At 56.3% G+C, this 17,879-nt stretch carries 15 protein-coding genes and 1 pseudogene; 10 read left to right on the top strand and 6 right to left on the bottom strand.

The window, feature by feature from the left end:
- The first annotated feature begins 335 nt into the window (after nucleotides 1-335).
- The 10 genes and pseudogenes from CO664_RS24515 to panB all read left to right on the top strand — a co-directional run bounded on the left by CO664_RS24515 (nucleotide 336) and on the right by panB (nucleotide 11,361).
- The gene (locus tag CO664_RS24515; protein WP_097540206.1) at nucleotides 336-1,937 is read left to right on the top strand and encodes an AMP-binding protein; all 1,602 of its coding nucleotides are present in this window, start codon (nucleotides 336-338) and stop codon (nucleotides 1,935-1,937) included.
- Nucleotides 1,934-2,818, top strand: coding sequence for a CoA-transferase (locus tag CO664_RS24520; protein WP_097540207.1), 885 nt, complete (start codon nucleotides 1,934-1,936; stop codon nucleotides 2,816-2,818). Before CO664_RS24515 ends, CO664_RS24520 begins: the two co-directional genes overlap by 4 nt.
- Entirely contained in the window at nucleotides 2,802-3,632 is an 831-nt protein-coding gene (locus CO664_RS24525; protein ID WP_097540208.1) for a hypothetical protein, read from the top strand. The genes CO664_RS24520 and CO664_RS24525 overlap by 17 nt, the downstream gene beginning before the upstream one ends.
- A 189-nt stretch (nucleotides 3,633-3,821) precedes the next feature.
- The gene (locus CO664_RS24530; RefSeq protein WP_103451173.1) at nucleotides 3,822-4,658 is read left to right on the top strand and encodes an SDR family oxidoreductase; all 837 of its coding nucleotides are present in this window, start codon (nucleotides 3,822-3,824) and stop codon (nucleotides 4,656-4,658) included.
- Nucleotides 4,659-4,666: 8 nt separating this feature from the next.
- Nucleotides 4,667-5,413 (top strand): SDR family oxidoreductase, encoded by a 747-nt coding sequence (locus CO664_RS24535; RefSeq protein ID WP_158254940.1) that lies wholly within the window; start codon nucleotides 4,667-4,669, stop codon nucleotides 5,411-5,413.
- 121 nt (nucleotides 5,414-5,534) lie between these two features.
- On the top strand, nucleotides 5,535-6,455 hold the full coding sequence (locus CO664_RS24540) for a MaoC/PaaZ C-terminal domain-containing protein (RefSeq protein ID WP_158254941.1): 921 nt from the start codon (nucleotides 5,535-5,537) through the stop codon (nucleotides 6,453-6,455).
- A gap of 289 nt (nucleotides 6,456-6,744) precedes the next feature.
- On the top strand, nucleotides 6,745-8,835 hold the full coding sequence (locus tag CO664_RS24545; RefSeq protein ID WP_097540212.1) for a 3-hydroxyacyl-CoA dehydrogenase NAD-binding domain-containing protein: 2,091 nt from the start codon (nucleotides 6,745-6,747) through the stop codon (nucleotides 8,833-8,835).
- A gap of 187 nt (nucleotides 8,836-9,022) precedes the next feature.
- Nucleotides 9,023-9,322, top strand: coding sequence for a putative quinol monooxygenase (locus tag CO664_RS24550; RefSeq protein ID WP_097540213.1), 300 nt, complete (start codon nucleotides 9,023-9,025; stop codon nucleotides 9,320-9,322).
- A gap of 333 nt (nucleotides 9,323-9,655) precedes the next feature.
- Nucleotides 9,656-10,531, top strand: a complete 876-nt coding sequence (gene panC / locus CO664_RS24555; protein ID WP_097540214.1) for a pantoate--beta-alanine ligase — start codon at nucleotides 9,656-9,658, stop codon at nucleotides 10,529-10,531.
- A 3-nt stretch (nucleotides 10,532-10,534) separates the two neighbouring features.
- A pseudogene (gene panB / locus CO664_RS24560) lies at nucleotides 10,535-11,361 on the top strand (3-methyl-2-oxobutanoate hydroxymethyltransferase).
- A gap of 406 nt (nucleotides 11,362-11,767) precedes the next feature.
- Here the strand turns inward: panB and CO664_RS24565 are convergent.
- From CO664_RS24565 to CO664_RS24590, 6 genes are all read right to left on the bottom strand, one after another.
- Nucleotides 11,768-12,934, bottom strand: coding sequence for an ABC transporter substrate-binding protein (locus tag CO664_RS24565; protein ID WP_097540215.1), 1,167 nt, complete (start codon nucleotides 12,932-12,934; stop codon nucleotides 11,768-11,770).
- Nucleotides 12,935-12,986: 52 nt separating this feature from the next.
- Complete coding sequence (locus CO664_RS24570) at nucleotides 12,987-13,754, bottom strand: ABC transporter ATP-binding protein (RefSeq protein ID WP_097540216.1); 768 nt, start codon at nucleotides 13,752-13,754, stop codon at nucleotides 12,987-12,989.
- A 9-nt stretch (nucleotides 13,755-13,763) separates the two neighbouring features.
- A complete protein-coding gene (locus CO664_RS24575) occupies nucleotides 13,764-14,531 on the bottom strand; it encodes an ATP-binding cassette domain-containing protein (RefSeq protein ID WP_097540217.1) in 768 nt (255 codons plus the stop codon).
- Nucleotides 14,531-15,547 carry a branched-chain amino acid ABC transporter permease gene (locus CO664_RS24580; RefSeq protein WP_097540218.1) on the bottom strand — a complete coding sequence of 339 codons (1,017 nt, stop codon included), beginning with the start codon at nucleotides 15,545-15,547 and terminating at the stop codon, nucleotides 14,531-14,533. The genes CO664_RS24575 and CO664_RS24580 overlap by 1 nt, the downstream gene beginning before the upstream one ends.
- Nucleotides 15,544-16,407, bottom strand: a complete 864-nt coding sequence (locus CO664_RS24585; RefSeq protein ID WP_202859989.1) for a branched-chain amino acid ABC transporter permease — start codon at nucleotides 16,405-16,407, stop codon at nucleotides 15,544-15,546. Before CO664_RS24585 ends, CO664_RS24580 begins: the two co-directional genes overlap by 4 nt.
- A 467-nt stretch (nucleotides 16,408-16,874) precedes the next feature.
- Complete coding sequence (locus CO664_RS24590) at nucleotides 16,875-17,876, bottom strand: 3-keto-5-aminohexanoate cleavage protein (protein ID WP_097540220.1); 1,002 nt, start codon at nucleotides 17,874-17,876, stop codon at nucleotides 16,875-16,877.
- Nucleotides 17,877-17,879 lie beyond the last annotated feature (3 nt).

The following is a 17,879-nucleotide window of genomic DNA, read 5'->3' on the forward strand; positions in this document are numbered from 1 at the left end:
GTTGTGAACTTCTAGGTTGGACGAAGTGCTTTGTGATCGGGTCGGCGAAAACCAATTATGATGATCACCAGCCATGCCAAACCGTACATGGAAATTAAACGACCGGCACCAACTTGACACCTGACCAATTATACGTAACGTATGACCTAACAGCTCGGGGCGCGGGAGGAAATCCGACCGTCGGACGCGAACGGAGACGTGTGACTACGTCTTCGACCTTGGGTAGGAAGTTGTGATGGGTGCGCCTCACGCTCAGGCAGTCTCGCGGCCTTGCACTGTGAAGTCGCGGCAAGCGTATAAGCCTGAGCCGGGCGCTGCCTTTTGGAGGAACATACGTGCACACATGTCAACTTATCGACTGGATCGAGCAACCAGCATGGGCCAATCGTGCCGACCGGCCGGCGCTCTCCCTTGAGGTCGAACAGACCTGGACTTATAGGCAACTCAACGATCGGGTCGCCCGATTTGCCGGCGGATTGGTCTCACTAGGAGTAAAGAAGGGCGATCGGGTAGGAATTCTCCTCTACAATTCACTTGAATATTGGGCGCTTTATCTCGCGATAACCCGTATTGGCGCTGTCGCGGTTCGTCTTAACTGGCGCCTGTCCGCTGAAGAACTCAATTTTGCCCTAGCGGATTCAGGAACCAGTGTACTTTGCGCTCACGATGCATTTGCAAAAACGCTAGCCGCTCACCAATCCGGTATTGCTGTTCGCGAATATGTTTTCTTCCCATACGATGGCGTGGTCCCTGAGTTTCGCGCACGGGCTTCCGACATCCTTGAGACGGCAGAACCCCTCGACCGGCGGTATCCGGTGCCGCAAAGCGACGATCTGTGCATGATCATGTATACGTCCGGGACCACCGGTCGGCCAAAGGGAGCGATGTGGACACATGCTAACACAATGAATTTCGCAATGATGCAGATCCTGCAGTGGCGTTATGACGAGAATTCCGTCCATCTCGCCACCGGCGCAATGTTTCATGTTGGGTCCTTTGAGGATTGGATGATGCCGATCCTGCTATGCGGCGGACATGGCGTCATAATGCGGTCCCGCGGCTTTGACGTGCAACGGGCGCTTGAGATTATCGATCATCATAGATGCACGGATGCTTTGCTTTTCCCGGTCATGGTCTACGAATTCCTCTCAAGGCCGGACCTGCTATCGAAAGGCTTATCAAACCTTAAGCGAATCTACACCGGGGGCTCGGGTATCTTGGATTGGGCGATCGTCGAATTCGTCAAAAAGTTTCCATCGGTTGCTATGGAACAGGTCTACGGTCTGACCGAAGGAGGTGGATTGGTTACCGTCATGGATGTTGAAGCCACCCGCCGTTACCCCGGCAGCATTGGTCGACCGATGCCGTTGACGGAAATTCGTATCGTTGACGAGCAAAACGGCGAGCGTGATGTCGGCGTCGGCGAAGATGGCGAATTATGGGTGCGAAGCCCATCGGTATCGCTTGGCTACTACAATGCGCCGGAAGCGACGCAGGAGACTTTTGTCGATGGCTGGTGCAAGACGGGAGATGTCGGGCGCGTAAACGGCGAAGGCTATATGTTCATCACTGGGCGTAAGAAGGACATGATAATAAGTGCCGGTGAAAACATTTATCCGGCGGAAATAGAGAACGTTCTTTCGGAGCACGAGGCCATTGTCGAGGCTGCCGTCATCGGCGTTCCCGACAGTCGCTACCAAGAAGTTCCCTGCGCAATCCTCGTTGCAGCGGGAACAACCAGACTTTCGGACGCGGAACTGACAGACTATTGCCGTAGCCGACTGGCGGGGTACAAGAGACCGCGCTACTTCATTTACGAGGACAATTTGCCGCGCAATGCCGCCGGCAAAGTCAACAAGATCGACTTACGAGCCAAATACGCGCACATCGGGGATCAGCCTCATTCGCTTACTCCTATGGACAAGGCGCCGGCATGAGGACCTCCAAGCTTACATCGCTTTCAGATGCCACGAACCTGGTCAGTGACGGGATGCGTCTGGCGCTCGGAGGTTTCGGCATCTACCAGCACCCGATGGCATTCGTGCGCGAACTCGTGCGCAAGCAACGGCGTGACCTCACGATTGTTGGACATGTCAGCGGCATTGAGGCGGACATGCTCATCGGCGCCGGCGCCGTAAAGAGGCTCGAAACATCTTACATTGGGCACGAGAGTTACGGCTTGGCGAAAAATACCGCGCGTCTAGCCGAATCCGGTCGGCTGGAGATCGTGAACTACAGCGAATACACCGCGTTCGATCGCTTTCGCGCGAGCCAGGACAATCTGCCCTTCTGGCCGTGTTATTATTTGGCCGGGAACGATATCTTGAAACGAAATCCGGACATCAAACAAGCGGTCTGCCCTATAAGCGGGAGAAATTTCTACGCCATACCCGCTGCTCAGCCTGACGTCGTCGTCATCCATACATCGGTCGGCGACGAGTATGGCAACGCGATCATTCCGCAGGATCGCCAACTTATTCAGAGTCTCGATATCATCATGAGTCGCTCTTGCAGCACGCTGATCGTAACTGTCGAGAAGATCATCAGCAATGCTGAGCTGCGTCAACGGGCGGGGGAAGTGGAAATTCCGGCCTACCGGACGACCTGCATAGTGGAGGCGCCAAACGGAGCGCATCCGACCTCCATGCTCGGCTACTACGGTAGCGACAAGCCGCACTACGGGCTCTATGTTGAGGCATCCGCCACACCGGAGGGATTTGAGCAATATCTCCGCAAGTGGATTTTCGGCATCAAGGGTGAGGCTGAATATCAGACGCTGGTTGCAACCTCCGGAGATAAAAATGAACAACAAGAGTAACTATCGCCGGACGGAACTCATAGCCTGTGCACTTTCGAAAACGTTTCGAAATAATGACGTTGCATTTACCGGTCTAACTACTGGCTCGAATGCCGCGCTTTACGCCACGGGGGTGCCGCTTGCTGCGCTGGGTTTGGCGCAGAAACGGCATGCACCAGACCTTACGATCTTACTCGCCGGCTGGATTCATAACCCGGATTTTTCTCTGATCGACCGGCTGCCGGATGAGGAATTCGCGCCGGCACTCATGGACATTCCCTGCGAGGCGCGGACAAGGGACTATCCATCGCAATACAGTCCCAAACGTCAGGACGTCACTGTCGGCTTCAGTTCGGGCGCACAGATCGATTGTTGGGGAAACCTGAACAGCGTGCAAATCGGTTCCGAGGATATTCCTAAGAAACGTCTGGTCGGCCCCATTCTTCAACCTGAACATATGGTCTTGTTTGGACGCGAGATCGTCATGATGCCAAAGCATGATCGACGCACATTCGTGGAAAAGGTTGATTACGTTTCCGGTGTGGGATTTCCCGGCGGCCGCGCCGGGCGGCGAAATCTTGGACTTGAAACAGGTGGTCCGGTGCTTGTTATCTCACCGCTCTGTTTTTTTAATTTTCACCCGGTCACTGGCCGCATGACCGTTCAGTCTCTTAATCCGGGCGTCACGGACGAGGAATTGAGAGATTCGACCGGGTTTGATGTCGGCGACCTGTCGCAGGTTCCGGTCACGCCAAGTCCCGATGAGGAAGATATCCATCTCCTACGGTCAGTGGTCGATCCGAACAATCTGTTGCTGCGGGCGGACGACAGCTGAGTATGGTCGTTGACTAACAAAACGAGCTGTTGGCGAACCGTAGCGATGTCGACAATGCAGTCGACGAGTGTCGAACGTCGTTCCAAATAGATGGTTGCGGTCCAATGACAGGGAGGCCGGCCGCAATCGCGATTTTCGAACGGGTAATCAAATAGCCGTCGCTAAAGGCGGAAAAACCGGCAACGCCGCTTGGACGGCTGGCAAGGTTTTTTCACTCAATTTTTGGGAGGTAGCATGCAGGGACTAGCGAAAAGAAATGTTATCGTCACCGGTGCCGGGTCTGGCATTGGTCGGGCGATCGCACTGCGGTTTGCCCGCAGCGGCGCAAACGTCATGGCTGTCGGGAGGACGGCCTCTAAGCTGAACGAAACTGCCGAATTCGCAAAGGAGCTTCCAGGAAAAATTGCGATCTTCCCGGCGGACGTAACTGACCAGGATGCACCGCGAATAATCCTGGAAAAAGCCATCGAACTGATCGGCGGTGCAGATGCACTTGTTAATAATGTCGGCCGAGGAAATGCGCGGGCAGCGCATGAGACGACGGACGAGAGCCTAAGGGCAAGTATCGAGGTGAACTTCGTATCGCTCTTTCGCATGTCCCGTGAATTCATCTCTTTCAAGAAGCAGCTGGGACAAGGCGGATCGATCGTCAACATTTCTTCGATATTCGGATTGATGGGCCATCCGGGCAGTTCTGACTATTCGGCCATGAAGAGTGCCGTAATTGGCCTGACGCGTCAGATGGCATCCGATTATGGCCGCATCGGCATTCGTGTTAATGCGGTTGCGCCGGGTCTAATCGACACGCCTGCCCATACGGTTGAACGCAGGGAAGAAGCGAAATGGTTCTATAAGTCGCTTCAGGGCGCCACGCCCCTTCAGCGTTCAGGATCGTCGGACGAAATCGGCGGGATCGTCGCGTTCTTGTGCTCGGACGAAGCATCCTTCCTCACTGGCCAGGTGATCGCGGTAGACGGCGGATGGAGCGCTACAAAATTCGTTTCGGAAAGCTTGTACGGCGAGTAGGAGGTGGGATGAATACGACGCTCGAAAACCGTGTGGCTATTGTCACCGGCGCTGCTGGCGGGCTTGGTGCTCACATTGTCGACCGGCTTCTGTCGTCCAACGCGAGAGTAGCGCTGTTCGATATCAACCAAGGCTTGCTCACTGAAAGAGTCGCGCGTCTTCCCAAGGACCGCGTGATAGCGAAAACTGTCGATCTCTTGGCCGGAGAGTGCGTGGATCAAGCCGTCAAGGAGGTGGCGGAATCGTGGGGTCGCGTTGACATCCTCGTAAACAATGCGGGGCGGATCGGGAAGCAAGATCCAATGGAGCTCGCAGACCTCGAAGATTGGAAGGCCACGCTGTTGACCAACATTCTTGGCGTCCTTGCAACCTACAAGGCCACCCTCCCCTATATGAAAAAAGCCGGCTGGGGACGGGTCGTGAACATTTCGTCGATACAGGGCAAGGACGGCATCGCACGCTCCTCTGCATATGGTGCATCGAAGGCCGCAGTCATCGCGATGACCAAGACGATGGCGCAAGAAGTCGTCAAGGACGGGATCCTGGTGAACTGCGTGACGCCGGCGGCGATAGACACCGGCATGGCCCATATGGTTGCGCTTGAGAGAAGGGCGGAACTAATCGCCCGCATTCCCTTAGGCCGCCTCGCGCGCCCCGAAGAGGTAGCTGAGATGGTCCATTGGCTGTGCTCGGAAGCATGTAGTTTCTCGACGGGCGCCGTTTTTGACATCTCAGGCGGCAGAGCGACCTACTAGACGACGGAAAGGCCGGTACGCATTTCTTTGCGTGAGGCATTATTCGTGGATCATTCAAGGACGGTACGCGGACCTCCTCATTTTTCCACGTGTCTTTCAGTTTCAACGGGATTTGATGATAATGACTTCGAGGCTTCCATATCTTCACGAGCGTAAGACCGGTGACCATCTCAGACCGCCGCTTTATGAAGAGTTGCGAGAGGGAGAAGATTATACCCCCGTATCCTTCGTCCCTGATGTCAATGCTGTCGAGGCCTATTGCAACGCACTGGGGATCGATGGTGATGCATATCTGAAGACGAAACGGACCGCGCCGAGCGGCCTGGTCATGAAGGAACTGATGTGGCTATACATGACACATTATGACCGATCGACTCTTCGTGGTGTTCATGTTCACGAAACGGCACGCTTTCATGCCGAAATTCCCTTGGGCGCACCCCTCGTATTTAAGGGGCGGGTGCGGGAGAAATACCTTAAACGGGGCCGCAAGTACTTTATCAACGAGAGCGAGGCCTACGATATCGACGGACGCCTCCTGGTTTCACAGGCTAATACCGAGATCATCGAGTTTGAAAGTCCCGCGACTGTGCAGCCGAGCGAAAAAAAAGACGCTGGCGCGGAGCAGAAGCTTGCACCGGCGATACCAACTGTGGACCAGACCGATATTGTTGCCGAACGAGAAGTAACGGCAACGCGTGAAGGAATAGGGCTCTTCTCCGGAGTCATGGACGGTTTTCGCAGCATACATAGTGATCCCCTCGAGGCCGTCCGACAAGGCTTCCCCGACGTCGTTGCGCAAGGGATGATGGGCTTGTGCTGGTTGTCTGAAATGGCCTACGCCGAACTTGGGATGCAATGGGCTAGGAACGGCAACATAACCGGGACTTTTTTAAAGCCAATCCTTGCCGGAAGCCGATTTGACGCGCGGTTGGTGCGTATTGCCAACGACCTTACATCACAGATGGCCATGCAGGGAAGCCTTGCCGATCAACTCGGTAACTCTCCCCTTGTTTCAAAGCTTTGGCTTACGGTTAGCGTATAAGCGAGTGCCCCGCGCAGCCATCGTTGAAACGTCAGGTCCGGTTTCCGTATAACCGGAAGAAGAGTAGAGGCCCGCAATGACTTGGACATGTGATCTAGAGTATTGAACGGGTGTCCAGACTCTGATATAAATCCGGAAGTGGCAGTTAGCGTCTCGGCAGCTGACGCTTGCGTTGGGAGGCGCAACACCGGGTTTCCGCCATTTGAATTCTGCAACTGATCCCTTGCCGCGGCTTATGCCCCGCCAGGGAAATGTTCACTTTATTTTTGCTTCGAGGAGAGTGAGAGAGATGACCAACGTGGTTTCGGTCGAGCGCAAGGGCGCTATTGCATATGTTTGGATCGACAGTCCACCCGTCAATGCTCTAAGCGTTAGTGTGAGGGCGGGGCTGAATCATGCTTTCGCAAGTATTTCCCGCGACGCCGATGTGCGAGGCGTGATCCTCGCCTGCAAAGGACGTACTTTCATCGCCGGTGCGGACATCACCGAATTCGACAAGGCTGACCTACCGCCTGACATCAACGATGTGATCAGAGCGATAGAGGACTGTGGCAAGCCCGTCGTGGCAGCCATCCACGGAACAGCCCTGGGGGGCGGTGTTGAAGTTGCCCTTGGATGCCATTATCGCGTTGCCGTGCCCGACGCCAAACTCGGACTTCCTGAGGTCAAGCTTGGTCTCTTGCCCGGGGGAGGTGGCACCCAACGGTTGCCGCGCGCGGTAGGTCCGCTCGTCGCGGTGAAGATGATCGTCGGAGGCGAGCCGATTTCCGCAGGAGAAGCGCTATCTGTCGGCCTGATCGACGAAGTAGTCGATGATCCGGTGACGGGAGCCGAAGCGTTGCTGCGCAAGGTCATTGATGAAGGCAGGCCTCTGCGCAAGCTGCGGAACGACGACAGCAAGCTGGCAGCTTGTAAAGCGGATCGTTCCCTATTCACGAAAGCCGTTGAAGACGCGACGAAGCGCGTTAAAGCATTCGAGGCGCCGTTCGAAGTTGCCAGAGCGATCGAGGCGGTGCTTGAAGTTCCCTTTGACGAGGGACTTAAGCGAGAACGCGCGGGTTTTGAGAAGCTTGTCGTCGGGGAGCAGTCAAAATCGCAGCGCTACGCATTTTTCGCACAGCGCGCAGCCAACAAGATCCCCGCCGTAGCAAAAGAGACCAAGCCGCGAGATGTGAGGAAAGTTGCTGTCATCGGCGCAGGCACGATGGGCGGCGGTATCGGCATGTCGTTCGCGAACCAAGGACTTCCGGTGACCCTGATTGAGCTTGATCGCGAGCGCCTCGACAAGGGCCTTGCGGTTATGAAGGGTAATTGGGAGGCAAGTGCAGCTCGCGGTGGCATAGCGAAGGATGCGCCAGCCCAGCGGATGGCACTCGTCACCGGTGCGACAGAGTTGGAGGCAATACACGATGCCGATCTCGTCATAGAGGCCGTCTTCGAGACAATGGCCGTCAAGAAAGATGTCTTTTCTCGCCTAGACAAGGCTGCAAAGCCGGGCGCAATACTCGCCAGCAATACCTCGTTCCTTGACATCAATGAAATAGCCGCTGTTACACAAAGGCCCCAGGATGTTCTCGGAATGCATTTTTTTAGCCCCGCCAATGTCATGAAGTTGTGCGAGGTGGTGCGAGGTGCGAGGACGTCTCCCGATGCATTGGTCACCGCTGTAGCGACGGCTCGCCGTATCGGCAAAATCCCGGTGGTCGTTGGCGTATGCGATGGGTTCGTTGGGAATCGTATGCTTATGAAGCGTCAGCGACAAGCCGAAATGCTGCTGTATGAAGGTGTTAGGCCGGACATCATCGATGGCGTTTTGACGAAGTTCGGTATTCCAATGGGGCCATTCGCAATGGAGGATATGGCTGGTCTAGACATTGCGTGGCGCTCGCGTCAGGAGCGGGGCGAGACGTCTGAGATTGCTGATGCACTGTGTGAAGCCGGCCGATTTGGCCAAAAGGCAGCAGCGGGATACTATCGCTACCAGGAAGGTTCGCGCACACCTCTGGTGGACCCGGATGTGGGGAGTCTGATCGATAGGACTCTCAAGAAGCTCGGTCGGACGCCCCGGCAGGTCGGGGAGGACGAGATCCTCGAACGATTGCTTTATCCGATGATCAATGAAGGTGCTCGCATCCTTGAAGAAGGCATTGCGGTACGCGCGAGCGACATCGACGTGATTTGGCTCTATGGCTATGGCTGGCCCGCTTACCGCGGAGGTCCGATGCATTGGGCGGATTTCATTGGATTGGACAAAATTGCAGACAGTTTGTCGCGCTATGCCGAAACCCTCGGGCAGCCCGACCTTAGGCCCTCTTCATTGCTCAAAAAGCTGGCCGATACTAAAAGCTCTTTCTCCGCTCTGGATGCCGCCAAACTGTAGCGGGTCAGCGTCTCCGTAGGTCGGAGACCCTTAAGGATAGCGTGCCGCTTCGAAGCGGCACGCTGTCGTTGGTCACGAAAAATCGCCCGCAAAGTGCCAACTTCGTAACCCGCACACAGGATCTTGCCCGGGGCATCCGTCGTTATTTACCGTCTCGATTTGAACTTCATCTTATTCGGAGATTTCCATGTTGCTGATCGTCGGAACCATTCGCCTGCCTCCAGAAAACCTTGCAGCTGCCCGCCCGGTGATGAAACGTATGGTGGAAGGTAGCCGTGGTGAAGACGGGTGCCTGGAATACTCCTACGCAGAGGACGTGCTGGAGGCCGGTCTCATCCACGTCAAGGAGATGTGGCGCGACCAATCCACGCTCGACAGGCATTTGCAAACGCAGCATCTCAGCGATTGGCGCGCGGCCTGGCCTAAACTCGGTATCCGCGACCGCAATTTGCGGAAGTACGAAGTCGGGGAGCCGCGAGAAACCTGACGGCGACTCCCCGGTATCACAGACGGTTGCCCTTAGGCTGCCGCGACCAACCCCTCGCCTGCGATACGATAGGAGATCGCTTTGGCAGATGAGTACGGCCGTTATCTATCCGTCGAAATCGGCGGTGCGCGCCAGAACCTGACGATAGCCGGGGGCGGAGAAGTGCAACTTTCTCGGTGTAGCACGCAAAGCTGCAGGCAACCGAATTCCGGTTCCGCGTACTTCTTGATAATCGAACCGTCGACCTCGTAACCGAACGACACTGCATCAAGTTCTTATCCTAGAGCGGGAAAGCCACAACCCGTTCGTAGCTCTTCATGAGGAGGGCCCGAGTTGGAGACCGTCACGACTATCGACCGCTTGCGCCAGCTGCTGGCCCAGTATCGGCGTTCCGACCGCACTATCGGCTTTGTGCCCACCATGGGCTATCTCCATGAGGGCCACATGTCGCTCGTGCGCCGTTCCTGTGTCGACAACGATGTGACCGTCGTTTCCATCTTCGTCAATCCTCTTCAATTCGGAGCAAACGAGGACCTCGCCCGCTACCCGCGTGACCTTGCGAGGGACAGCGCCATGCTGAGGGCTGCCGAGGTGGATTACCTGTTCGCGCCCGAGGTCGAGGACATGTATCCCGAACCAATGCTGACGGTGGTGGATGTGCCCACGCTCGGTTCGCAGCTCGAGGGCGAAATCAGGCCGGGTCATTTCGCCGGCGTCGCGACGGTCGTCACCAAGCTCTTTAACATCGTCCAGCCGGATGCCGCCTATTTCGGTGAAAAGGACTACCAGCAGGTCAAGATCATCGAGCGCATGGTAGAGGACCTGGGGCAGCACGTGCGCGTGGTGCCGGTGGCAACGGTGCGCGAGGCGGACGGCCTCGCCTGCTCCTCGCGCAATGTCTATCTCACGAGCGAAGAGCGGGCGGCGGCGGCGATCGTTCCACGCGCGCTCGACGAGGCCGAGCGGCTCTGGCACGCTGGCGAAACGGATCCGCGTAGGATCGAGGCTGCCGTGACGGCATTTTTGAGGACGGAGCCGCTCGCCAACCCGGTTTTGGTTGCGCTGCGCGACTTTGGAACGCTGGAGCCGCTGCAGCGGATCGATGGCCCCGTTCTTCTCCTACTTTTTGTGGCCTTCGGCCGCACGCGCCTTCTCGACAATCGCGTGCTCGGCCGTAACGCCGTCGCGCCTCGCAACAAGGCTGTCTGATACATGAGCATGGCTGTCCGCAAGAAACGGGTCACCCCTACCGAAATCAGAGGCCTTAAGGGAGATCGTCCGATTGTCTGCCTCACCGCCTATACGACGCCAATAGCGCGCCTGGCAGATCCGCATTGCGACTGCTGCTGGTCGGTGATTCACTTGGCATGGTTCTATATGGCATGGCGAACACAGTCGCCGTGACCATGGACATGATGATCGCCCATGGCCAGGCAGTTATGCGAGGCGTTAACCACGCCTGCGTAACAGTGGACATGCCTTTCGGTTCCTACCAGGAATCGAAAGAACAAGCCTTTCGAAATGCGGCCCGTATTATGAGGGAAACCGGCGCGGATTCGGTGAAGCTCGAGGGCGGAATCGAAATGGCCGAAACCGTGAACTTCCTCACTCTGCGGGGCATTCCTGTCATGGGCCATGTCGGCCTCATGCCGCAACAGGTCAACGCGTTCGGCTATCGGTCGCTCGGTCGCACCAACGCGGAGGCCGAGAAGATCAAACGCGACGCGCTGGCGATCGGGCAGTCTGGCGCCTTTTCCATAGTGGTCGAGGGAACCGTTGAGCCGCTGGCGCGCGAGATCAGCGAAACCGCGCAAATTCCCACCATCGGCATCGGCGCCTCGCCGGCCTGCGATGGCCAAGTGCTGGTCGTCGATGACATGCTGGGCGTCTTTACCGACTTCAAGCCTCGCTTTGTCAAGCATTTCGCCTCACTTGCACCACAGATTTCTCAGGCATTCGAAAGTTACGCCGCCGAAGTGAAGGCAAGATCCTTCCCAGCGCCGGAACACACTTTCCAGGTGAACAAGCAACCGCTCTGACCTGCCGGCGCGAAAGTGTCATTTAGTGGTAGAGCCAACCCGTTGGTAGGCCGCAAGCGTATCGAATGGAAAGTGCCGACGGGCCTTAGGCGAACAGCCGCGAGGAGGCCGTCAAAAAGGCAAGTGGTATGCGACGCGCCGGAAGATCAATCGATCAATCCATAAGATCCCGAAGTTCGTTGGTCGGGCCGAAGAGCCGGCTGACAGACACTCCCCTCGGAACTGAAATAGCGGCGACATTCAGATGGGGTTATTGCGAGCCCCTATCGGGCTCGCGCAAACGCCAACGGGTCGTTTGCTTCTGATCCCTGACACAGGAACATAGTCAACAGTGCGAGGGCGCCAAGGTATGGCGCCCTCTGATTGTCCCACTGTTGCCCCTTTACGGGATGCGGGAAAGGCGATGTCAAGGCTTAACGTTTTTCCATTTGCCGTCCTCAAGCCTCACGATATTGACGGTTTCGGCATCGAAGCCCTCATGTTGCTCGGTCGAATAGCAAACCTTGCCTTCTGAATATGTCCCCTCAAAGCCGCAAATCTTTTCGGCGGCATCGCGGATTGCTTGGCCGGTGATCTCACCTTGGACAGCCTTGACGGCTTCCGCCAGGATCATGATGGAACTGCTCCCGATGATCTCGCCATAGCCGGCAGGCTGCTTGCCCGCTTCATGCAGTAGTTTTCCCAACTCGATCTGCTTCGGCGTCGGCTCGAACCAATTTCCAAGCGTGACGCTCATGACGCCGTTCCCAGCTTTGCCCGCAGCGTCGACAAAGGCCTGTTGATTAATGCTAAGGGACCCTACGATTGGCGCCGTGAGCTTTGCCTGTTCAGCGCCACGAACGAAAGCACCGGCCATAGCTGGCGCCGAGGTGAGCAGGAGAACCAGATCTGGATCAGAGTTTCGAACTCGCGTCGCCGCAGACGATAGATCGGTAGCACTGAGAGGAGCGCTGACCGTTGCAACGACTTCAATTCCACCCTTTTCCTTGATTAGTCGGGTCGCAAGTTCCGCTTCTTCCTTTCCGTAAGCATCCTCCTGATGCATGATTGCAACCTTTTTGATGCCGGGCTTGAACACCACGTTCAGCATCATAGACTGCATCGTTACCTGACTACCGGGTGCCGTTCGAAATACCCATGGAAAGAAGGCGTGGGATTTTGATGTCAAAGATTGGGCACCGACAGGCGCGAATACCGGGATTTTAGCCTGCGCTGCAATCGGGGCGAATGCCAAGGTCGAGCTTGAAGTCGACGAACCTATAATTGCCTGAACGCCTTCCTGTCGGATAAGCCGCGTTGCGCCGCGTGCTCCCTCTGTCGGGTTACTTTGGTCGTCGTGATAGATGGCCTCGATTTGGTGGCCGTTGACCCCACCTGCCTTATTATACCGGTCAACTAGGATCCGTACTGCATCGGCTTCCGCTATGCCGAAGGGAGCGGCCGGACCGCTTAGCGCGAGAATGACGCCAACCTTGATTGTATCGGCGGCGACGGCGACACTCATAGTACCGGACATAGCTAATGCAACGGTCGCCGCCACAAGAGATGTCATGAATTTGCGATGTCTTCTCATTTAGTCCTCCCAGTAGTGATACCCTCCGGCGGAGGGTGTGTGAATTGTGGCCTCAGCCCTTTTCTGAACCGAGATACGCTTTGAAGATATTGCGGTGGTCTTTCATTTCTTCTTGTCCACCAGCGGCCACGACGTGGCCGTGCGACAAGACCACATACCTGTCGGAGACCAGTGAAGCGAAGGGCAGGTTCTGTTCTGCAAGCAACACCGCAATACCGCGTGTGCGCAGCTGAGCGAAGGCGCCCTGGAGGATATCGAACACGGCGGGCGCCAAACCTTGTGACGGTTCATCCAGCAAAAGAACACTTGGCTCCCGGCCCAAGGCTACGGCTATCGCCAGCATTTGCTGCTCACCGCCGCTCAGCATTCCCGCTGCGGTCGCCATCCGCTGCTTGAGGATCGGAAAGAGCTGCAGGGAAAAGTCAACGATCCTGTGTCTTTCCGCCGGTGGCGACAAGCTCAGCCCGACATCCAAGTTTTCACGTACGGACATCGTATGAAAGAGGTTGCGGCGCACCTCCGGGACATAAGATAAACCGCTTTTAGCGCGGCGATGCGCCGACAACTCGGAGACCTTTGCTCCTTTCACGGCAGCCCTACCGGTCGACCGGACAGTACCTCCGATCGCCCCAAGAAGGCTCGTCTTGCCTGCGCCATTCGGTCCTAGAAGAGCAAGACACTCCCCTGGCGATATCGCCAGAGAGACATCGAAGACGACCTGGATGCGGCCGTAAAAAGCAGATAGGTTCCTGCAGTCTAGAGCGGGATTTTTTGTGACAGTATTGTTGTCTAAGGTCTTGTCAGAAGCAACTTGCAGCATCACCGACTCCTAGTGTTTGCGTCCCGTACTACCGAGGTAAAGGTCAACGAAATCGGTGTTTTTCTCGATGTCGGCAGGCTTGCCGCTAAGGATTGGCTTGCCGCGATCCAATACCAGCACATTTTCCGCCAGCTGGCGGATGAGGTTAAAGTTGTGTTCAACCAACAATACGCCGACTCCGTTTTGGGAGAGAAGCCGTACCTGGGCCGCGAGAGCCTGCTGTTCGTCAAGAGTCAGGCCCGCAGCCGGTTCGTCTAGTAGAAGATATCGAGGCTTGTTCGCCATTGCGCGCGCAACCTCCACAAGGCGCAACTGTCCCATCGACAACTCAGCCAATGGAATATTGCGCAAACTCAGGAGGCCCAGATCATCCAAAATAGCCGCACAACTCTCATGCACTTCTCTTTCTTCGCGCGAACTCGACTTCCACCGCAGCATCGATGATATTATTCCCGCCTTCGTGTGCGGATAAAATCCACATGAGACGGCCCGCGCCACCGTTTCCGACGGGTCAAAACGCGGCGTTTGAAAAGTGCGTGCTAGCCCCATACGAACGCGGGCGCTCGGTCCAATCATTTTTGTTTCTACGTCGTCGATTCTAACTGCACCAGTCGCGAGTGACACGAGACCCGAAACACAATTGAACAGCGTGCTTTTCCCCGAACCATTGGGACCCACGACGGCTATGATTTCCCCATGCTTGATCGAAAGCGAAACGCCTGAAACTGCCGTGATGCCGCCGAATCGCACAGTCACATTATCTATCTCAATGGCCATCACGCATCTCCGGAGGTGGTTGCGACGAACCCGTTTTCGGACGGCTGCGCAGCGCCATCCGATCGTGGCGCGCCGGGGTTTTGTTTTGCTTTCAAACGCGCGCGGCTCCACCAGGTCGTTCCGATCAATCCCTGCGGAACAAGCAGTAGGATAACGATCAGAGCACCGCCGTACACCATCCCCTGGGATTCAGCTGCAGGTAGATATGTAACGATCAGCAATAGCAGGCAGGCTCCGATCACGGGGCCGAGAGGCTTGAGCACGCCACCGACGATCGCCATGAGCAAAACTTGCATGGACGTCGACACATTAAGAGAGTCCGGGCCGATGTAGCTCAGATTATGGACGTAGAGCCATCCCCCCAGTCCGGCGACGGCGGCCGATATCGCGAAAAAAGTTGCGAGAACGTTGGGAACATCTACCCCGTCTGCAATGGCCCGCAACGGGTCGTGCTTGGCGGTGTTCACTGCGCGGCCGAAGGCCGTATGCAAAAGGTTACAGTAGACGAACAGGACGATCGTGACGCACCCCCATGCCAGCAGGTGCATGGCGAAAGGGGATGTTGCAAGCGAAATTGCGGGAATGCCAGACAAGCCGACATATCCTCCGGTGAAGTCGCCGCCTTCCCGAATTGCAATTTCAATAATCGAGCCCAGAACAAGAGTGGCGATCGAGAGCGGCAATGGTGACAGGCGGGTTACGACGCGCGCAACGGGATAGGCCACGAGCATCGGCAGACATACTGCAACGATCAGGCCGACATAGGGGGACATACCGTACCCCGTTGTCAGTATCGCAGACGCGTATCCGCCGAGAGCTCCGAACGCGCCAGTGGCAAGAGACGGGATGCCCGCTTGCCCATAACACATGCCCACTGACAGCGCGAAGAGCGAAAACGTAGCGAAGAGGATGGAGTTGTCGATCCAGAACGGCCTCGCCAAGATGAGCGGCGAAATCGCGAGGATGATCACGGGCAGAATCAACGTGGGACGCTGCCTTTCAAAGAATCCAATCATGCCCGTCCTCCTGTTGCGGAACGCGTCATGCGCCCAGCTGACAGCACCACGAATATGAAACCAAGTGGGAGGGCGGTCGCCCAGGCGCCGGGAAGGTAGCCAGCGCTATAAGCCTGCACCATTCCCATGACGATGCCACCGACAAAAGCTCGCAGAGGGCTACGCAGACCGAAGAGAATTGCGGCACCGAAAGCACCCAATGTAAAACTGAGGCCCGACATGTAATCCATGCCCGTGGTATTGACGATGAGCGCTCCGGCGATGCCCGCTAGCAATCCGCCTATAATATACGTGGAAAACCAGATCCCTTGGACCGGGATGCCAGCAAGAGAAGCACCAAGCGGATTCACCGAACTCGCGCGCATCGCACGACCGAAGGGCGTTGCATACAGGAAGAGGGAGAGGACGAGGAGAATGGTCAATGCCACGGCGAAGTTTATGAAAACCTGAGGATTGAGCAACAGACCGAAGACCTCCCAAAGGTCCTCAAAGGGCCGCCGAACAATCGGATCCTTGCCAAAGACCGTGAGGACGAAGGACTCCAGGAATGCCGCCGCGCCGAAAGTCGCCAACACGACTGTAATATGGTCGTGCCTACCTGGTCGGTTTAATCGGAGCGAGATAAGCCCAACAACGGCCGAAGCCGACATAGCGATCAGTATACCCGCAATTGCACCGACCAACACCCCGGCAGTTGGGGATACCATCAGTGTTACGGCGCCGGCGAGAACCGCGTATCCTCCAACTGCCAGATCGACAGAATCCGTTGTCAGAAAGAGTATGCTGATAGGCAGCGCGATAAGTCCTATCGTGACGCCTAGGAACAGCCCACGAATCCCGAACTCGAGTAGTTCGAACAACAATTTACGTCTCCTCCCTTGGAACGCTTAATTTTGGTGCTGGATCGACCGACGACAAAGTAAAAGTCGTCCATTCCTCCTCGTCAGCGCAGCCCTCGTGGTGCATGTATTGCGGGCTCTCACCGTAAAGACCGGCGCCTAGGCTTAGCGTGGAATCTCGATCTCATCGCGAGGCCGAAGACTCGTTCTGCGCCCGCCATACCAGCGCGAATTCGTCGGGCAGCGAAGCATGTCCTCCAGCCAGTATCCCGGCTGCCCAGCTATCTTTGGACGTATGTTAATTTTGTTTGGTCACATGTCAAGTAAAATTGTAAGCCGACAAGCTCTTTGGTAATTTAGAGAGAGCCACTCCGCTCGGGTGAAGTTAGGGGCCGCCCATGAAGGATCACACTTGCCCAGCGTCGCCGCTGCCATGCATCCTTTTGAAGTCGATGCGGCCCCTGCACTTTTATGCGCGTCGTGCAGAACTACTTTCCAGCTACCTTGCGCTTGTAGGCTTCTGCTGTCATCGGCGTGCGCCCCAGTGCCAGCGCCATGTCGCGAACCGTTTTGTACACATCCACGTTGCGCTCGATCTTCTGGTCCCGGTGGGGCCACATCCAGACAGTATCCTCCATGCCAATTCTGACATGGAGTCCCAGCAGCAGTGCCAAGTTAGCTAGGTACAGTCCAGACCTCCCCCCGGCACAGACGATGAGGTCACCGTGAGGATCGATATCGCGGATCAGATGCACCATGCGCAGCAGTCCTTCGACCATAGACTCTGTCGACCACATTGGTGAGCAGCCCGGCAAGCCGGGTACCAGCAGCCAGGAAAGCGGGCCCTTTACCAAGCCTGAGTCGATCAGGAAGCGGCGAGCATTATCGATGTCAGCATCAGAATACACCGCAAGCTGAGGAGTGAGGCCCGCCTCCACGACGAGGCGAGTTTTTTCTATAATCACGTGAGGTGGCTTCACGAACAGGTTGTCACCGAGAATCAAAGCTGTGGTGTTGACGGGCACGCTCTCGATCAGACCTGCGGCCATCATCGCCTTCATTTCCCGGCTCTCAGCCTCGTCGACCGCGACAAGGCAAGCATCATAAGAAATGTCAGGATGTCGCTGCTTCAAAGTCTCGATCACGCGACGGAAAGCATCTACCGTGAGGACGTTGTAGCCCTTCTCATCACGTGCATGAAGATGAATGATCTGAGCTCCTTCCTCAATGCACTCCTCAGCTGACCGGATAATTTCCTCAGGGGTGGTTGCCTGATTTGGATTGTCAGCCTTTGTGAAAAAGGCTCCGTTGATCGCAACGGAAATGATGGCCTCCTCAGGGATGTTCCATTTCGGCATCTGTTGCGCGTCCGAGAATGCGGAAGCGCCAGGCGACATGATTGAGGGATAGCCATACGGCTTCCAGTACGCGCTGACATTCTCACGCGACGTCCATTTCTGAACGAGATCCCAATTGACGGTATTAGACATGAC

It is taken from the genome of Sinorhizobium sp. NG07B (assembly GCF_002532005.1).
GTDB classification, from domain to species: Bacteria; Pseudomonadota; Alphaproteobacteria; order Rhizobiales; family Rhizobiaceae; genus Sinorhizobium; species Sinorhizobium fredii_C.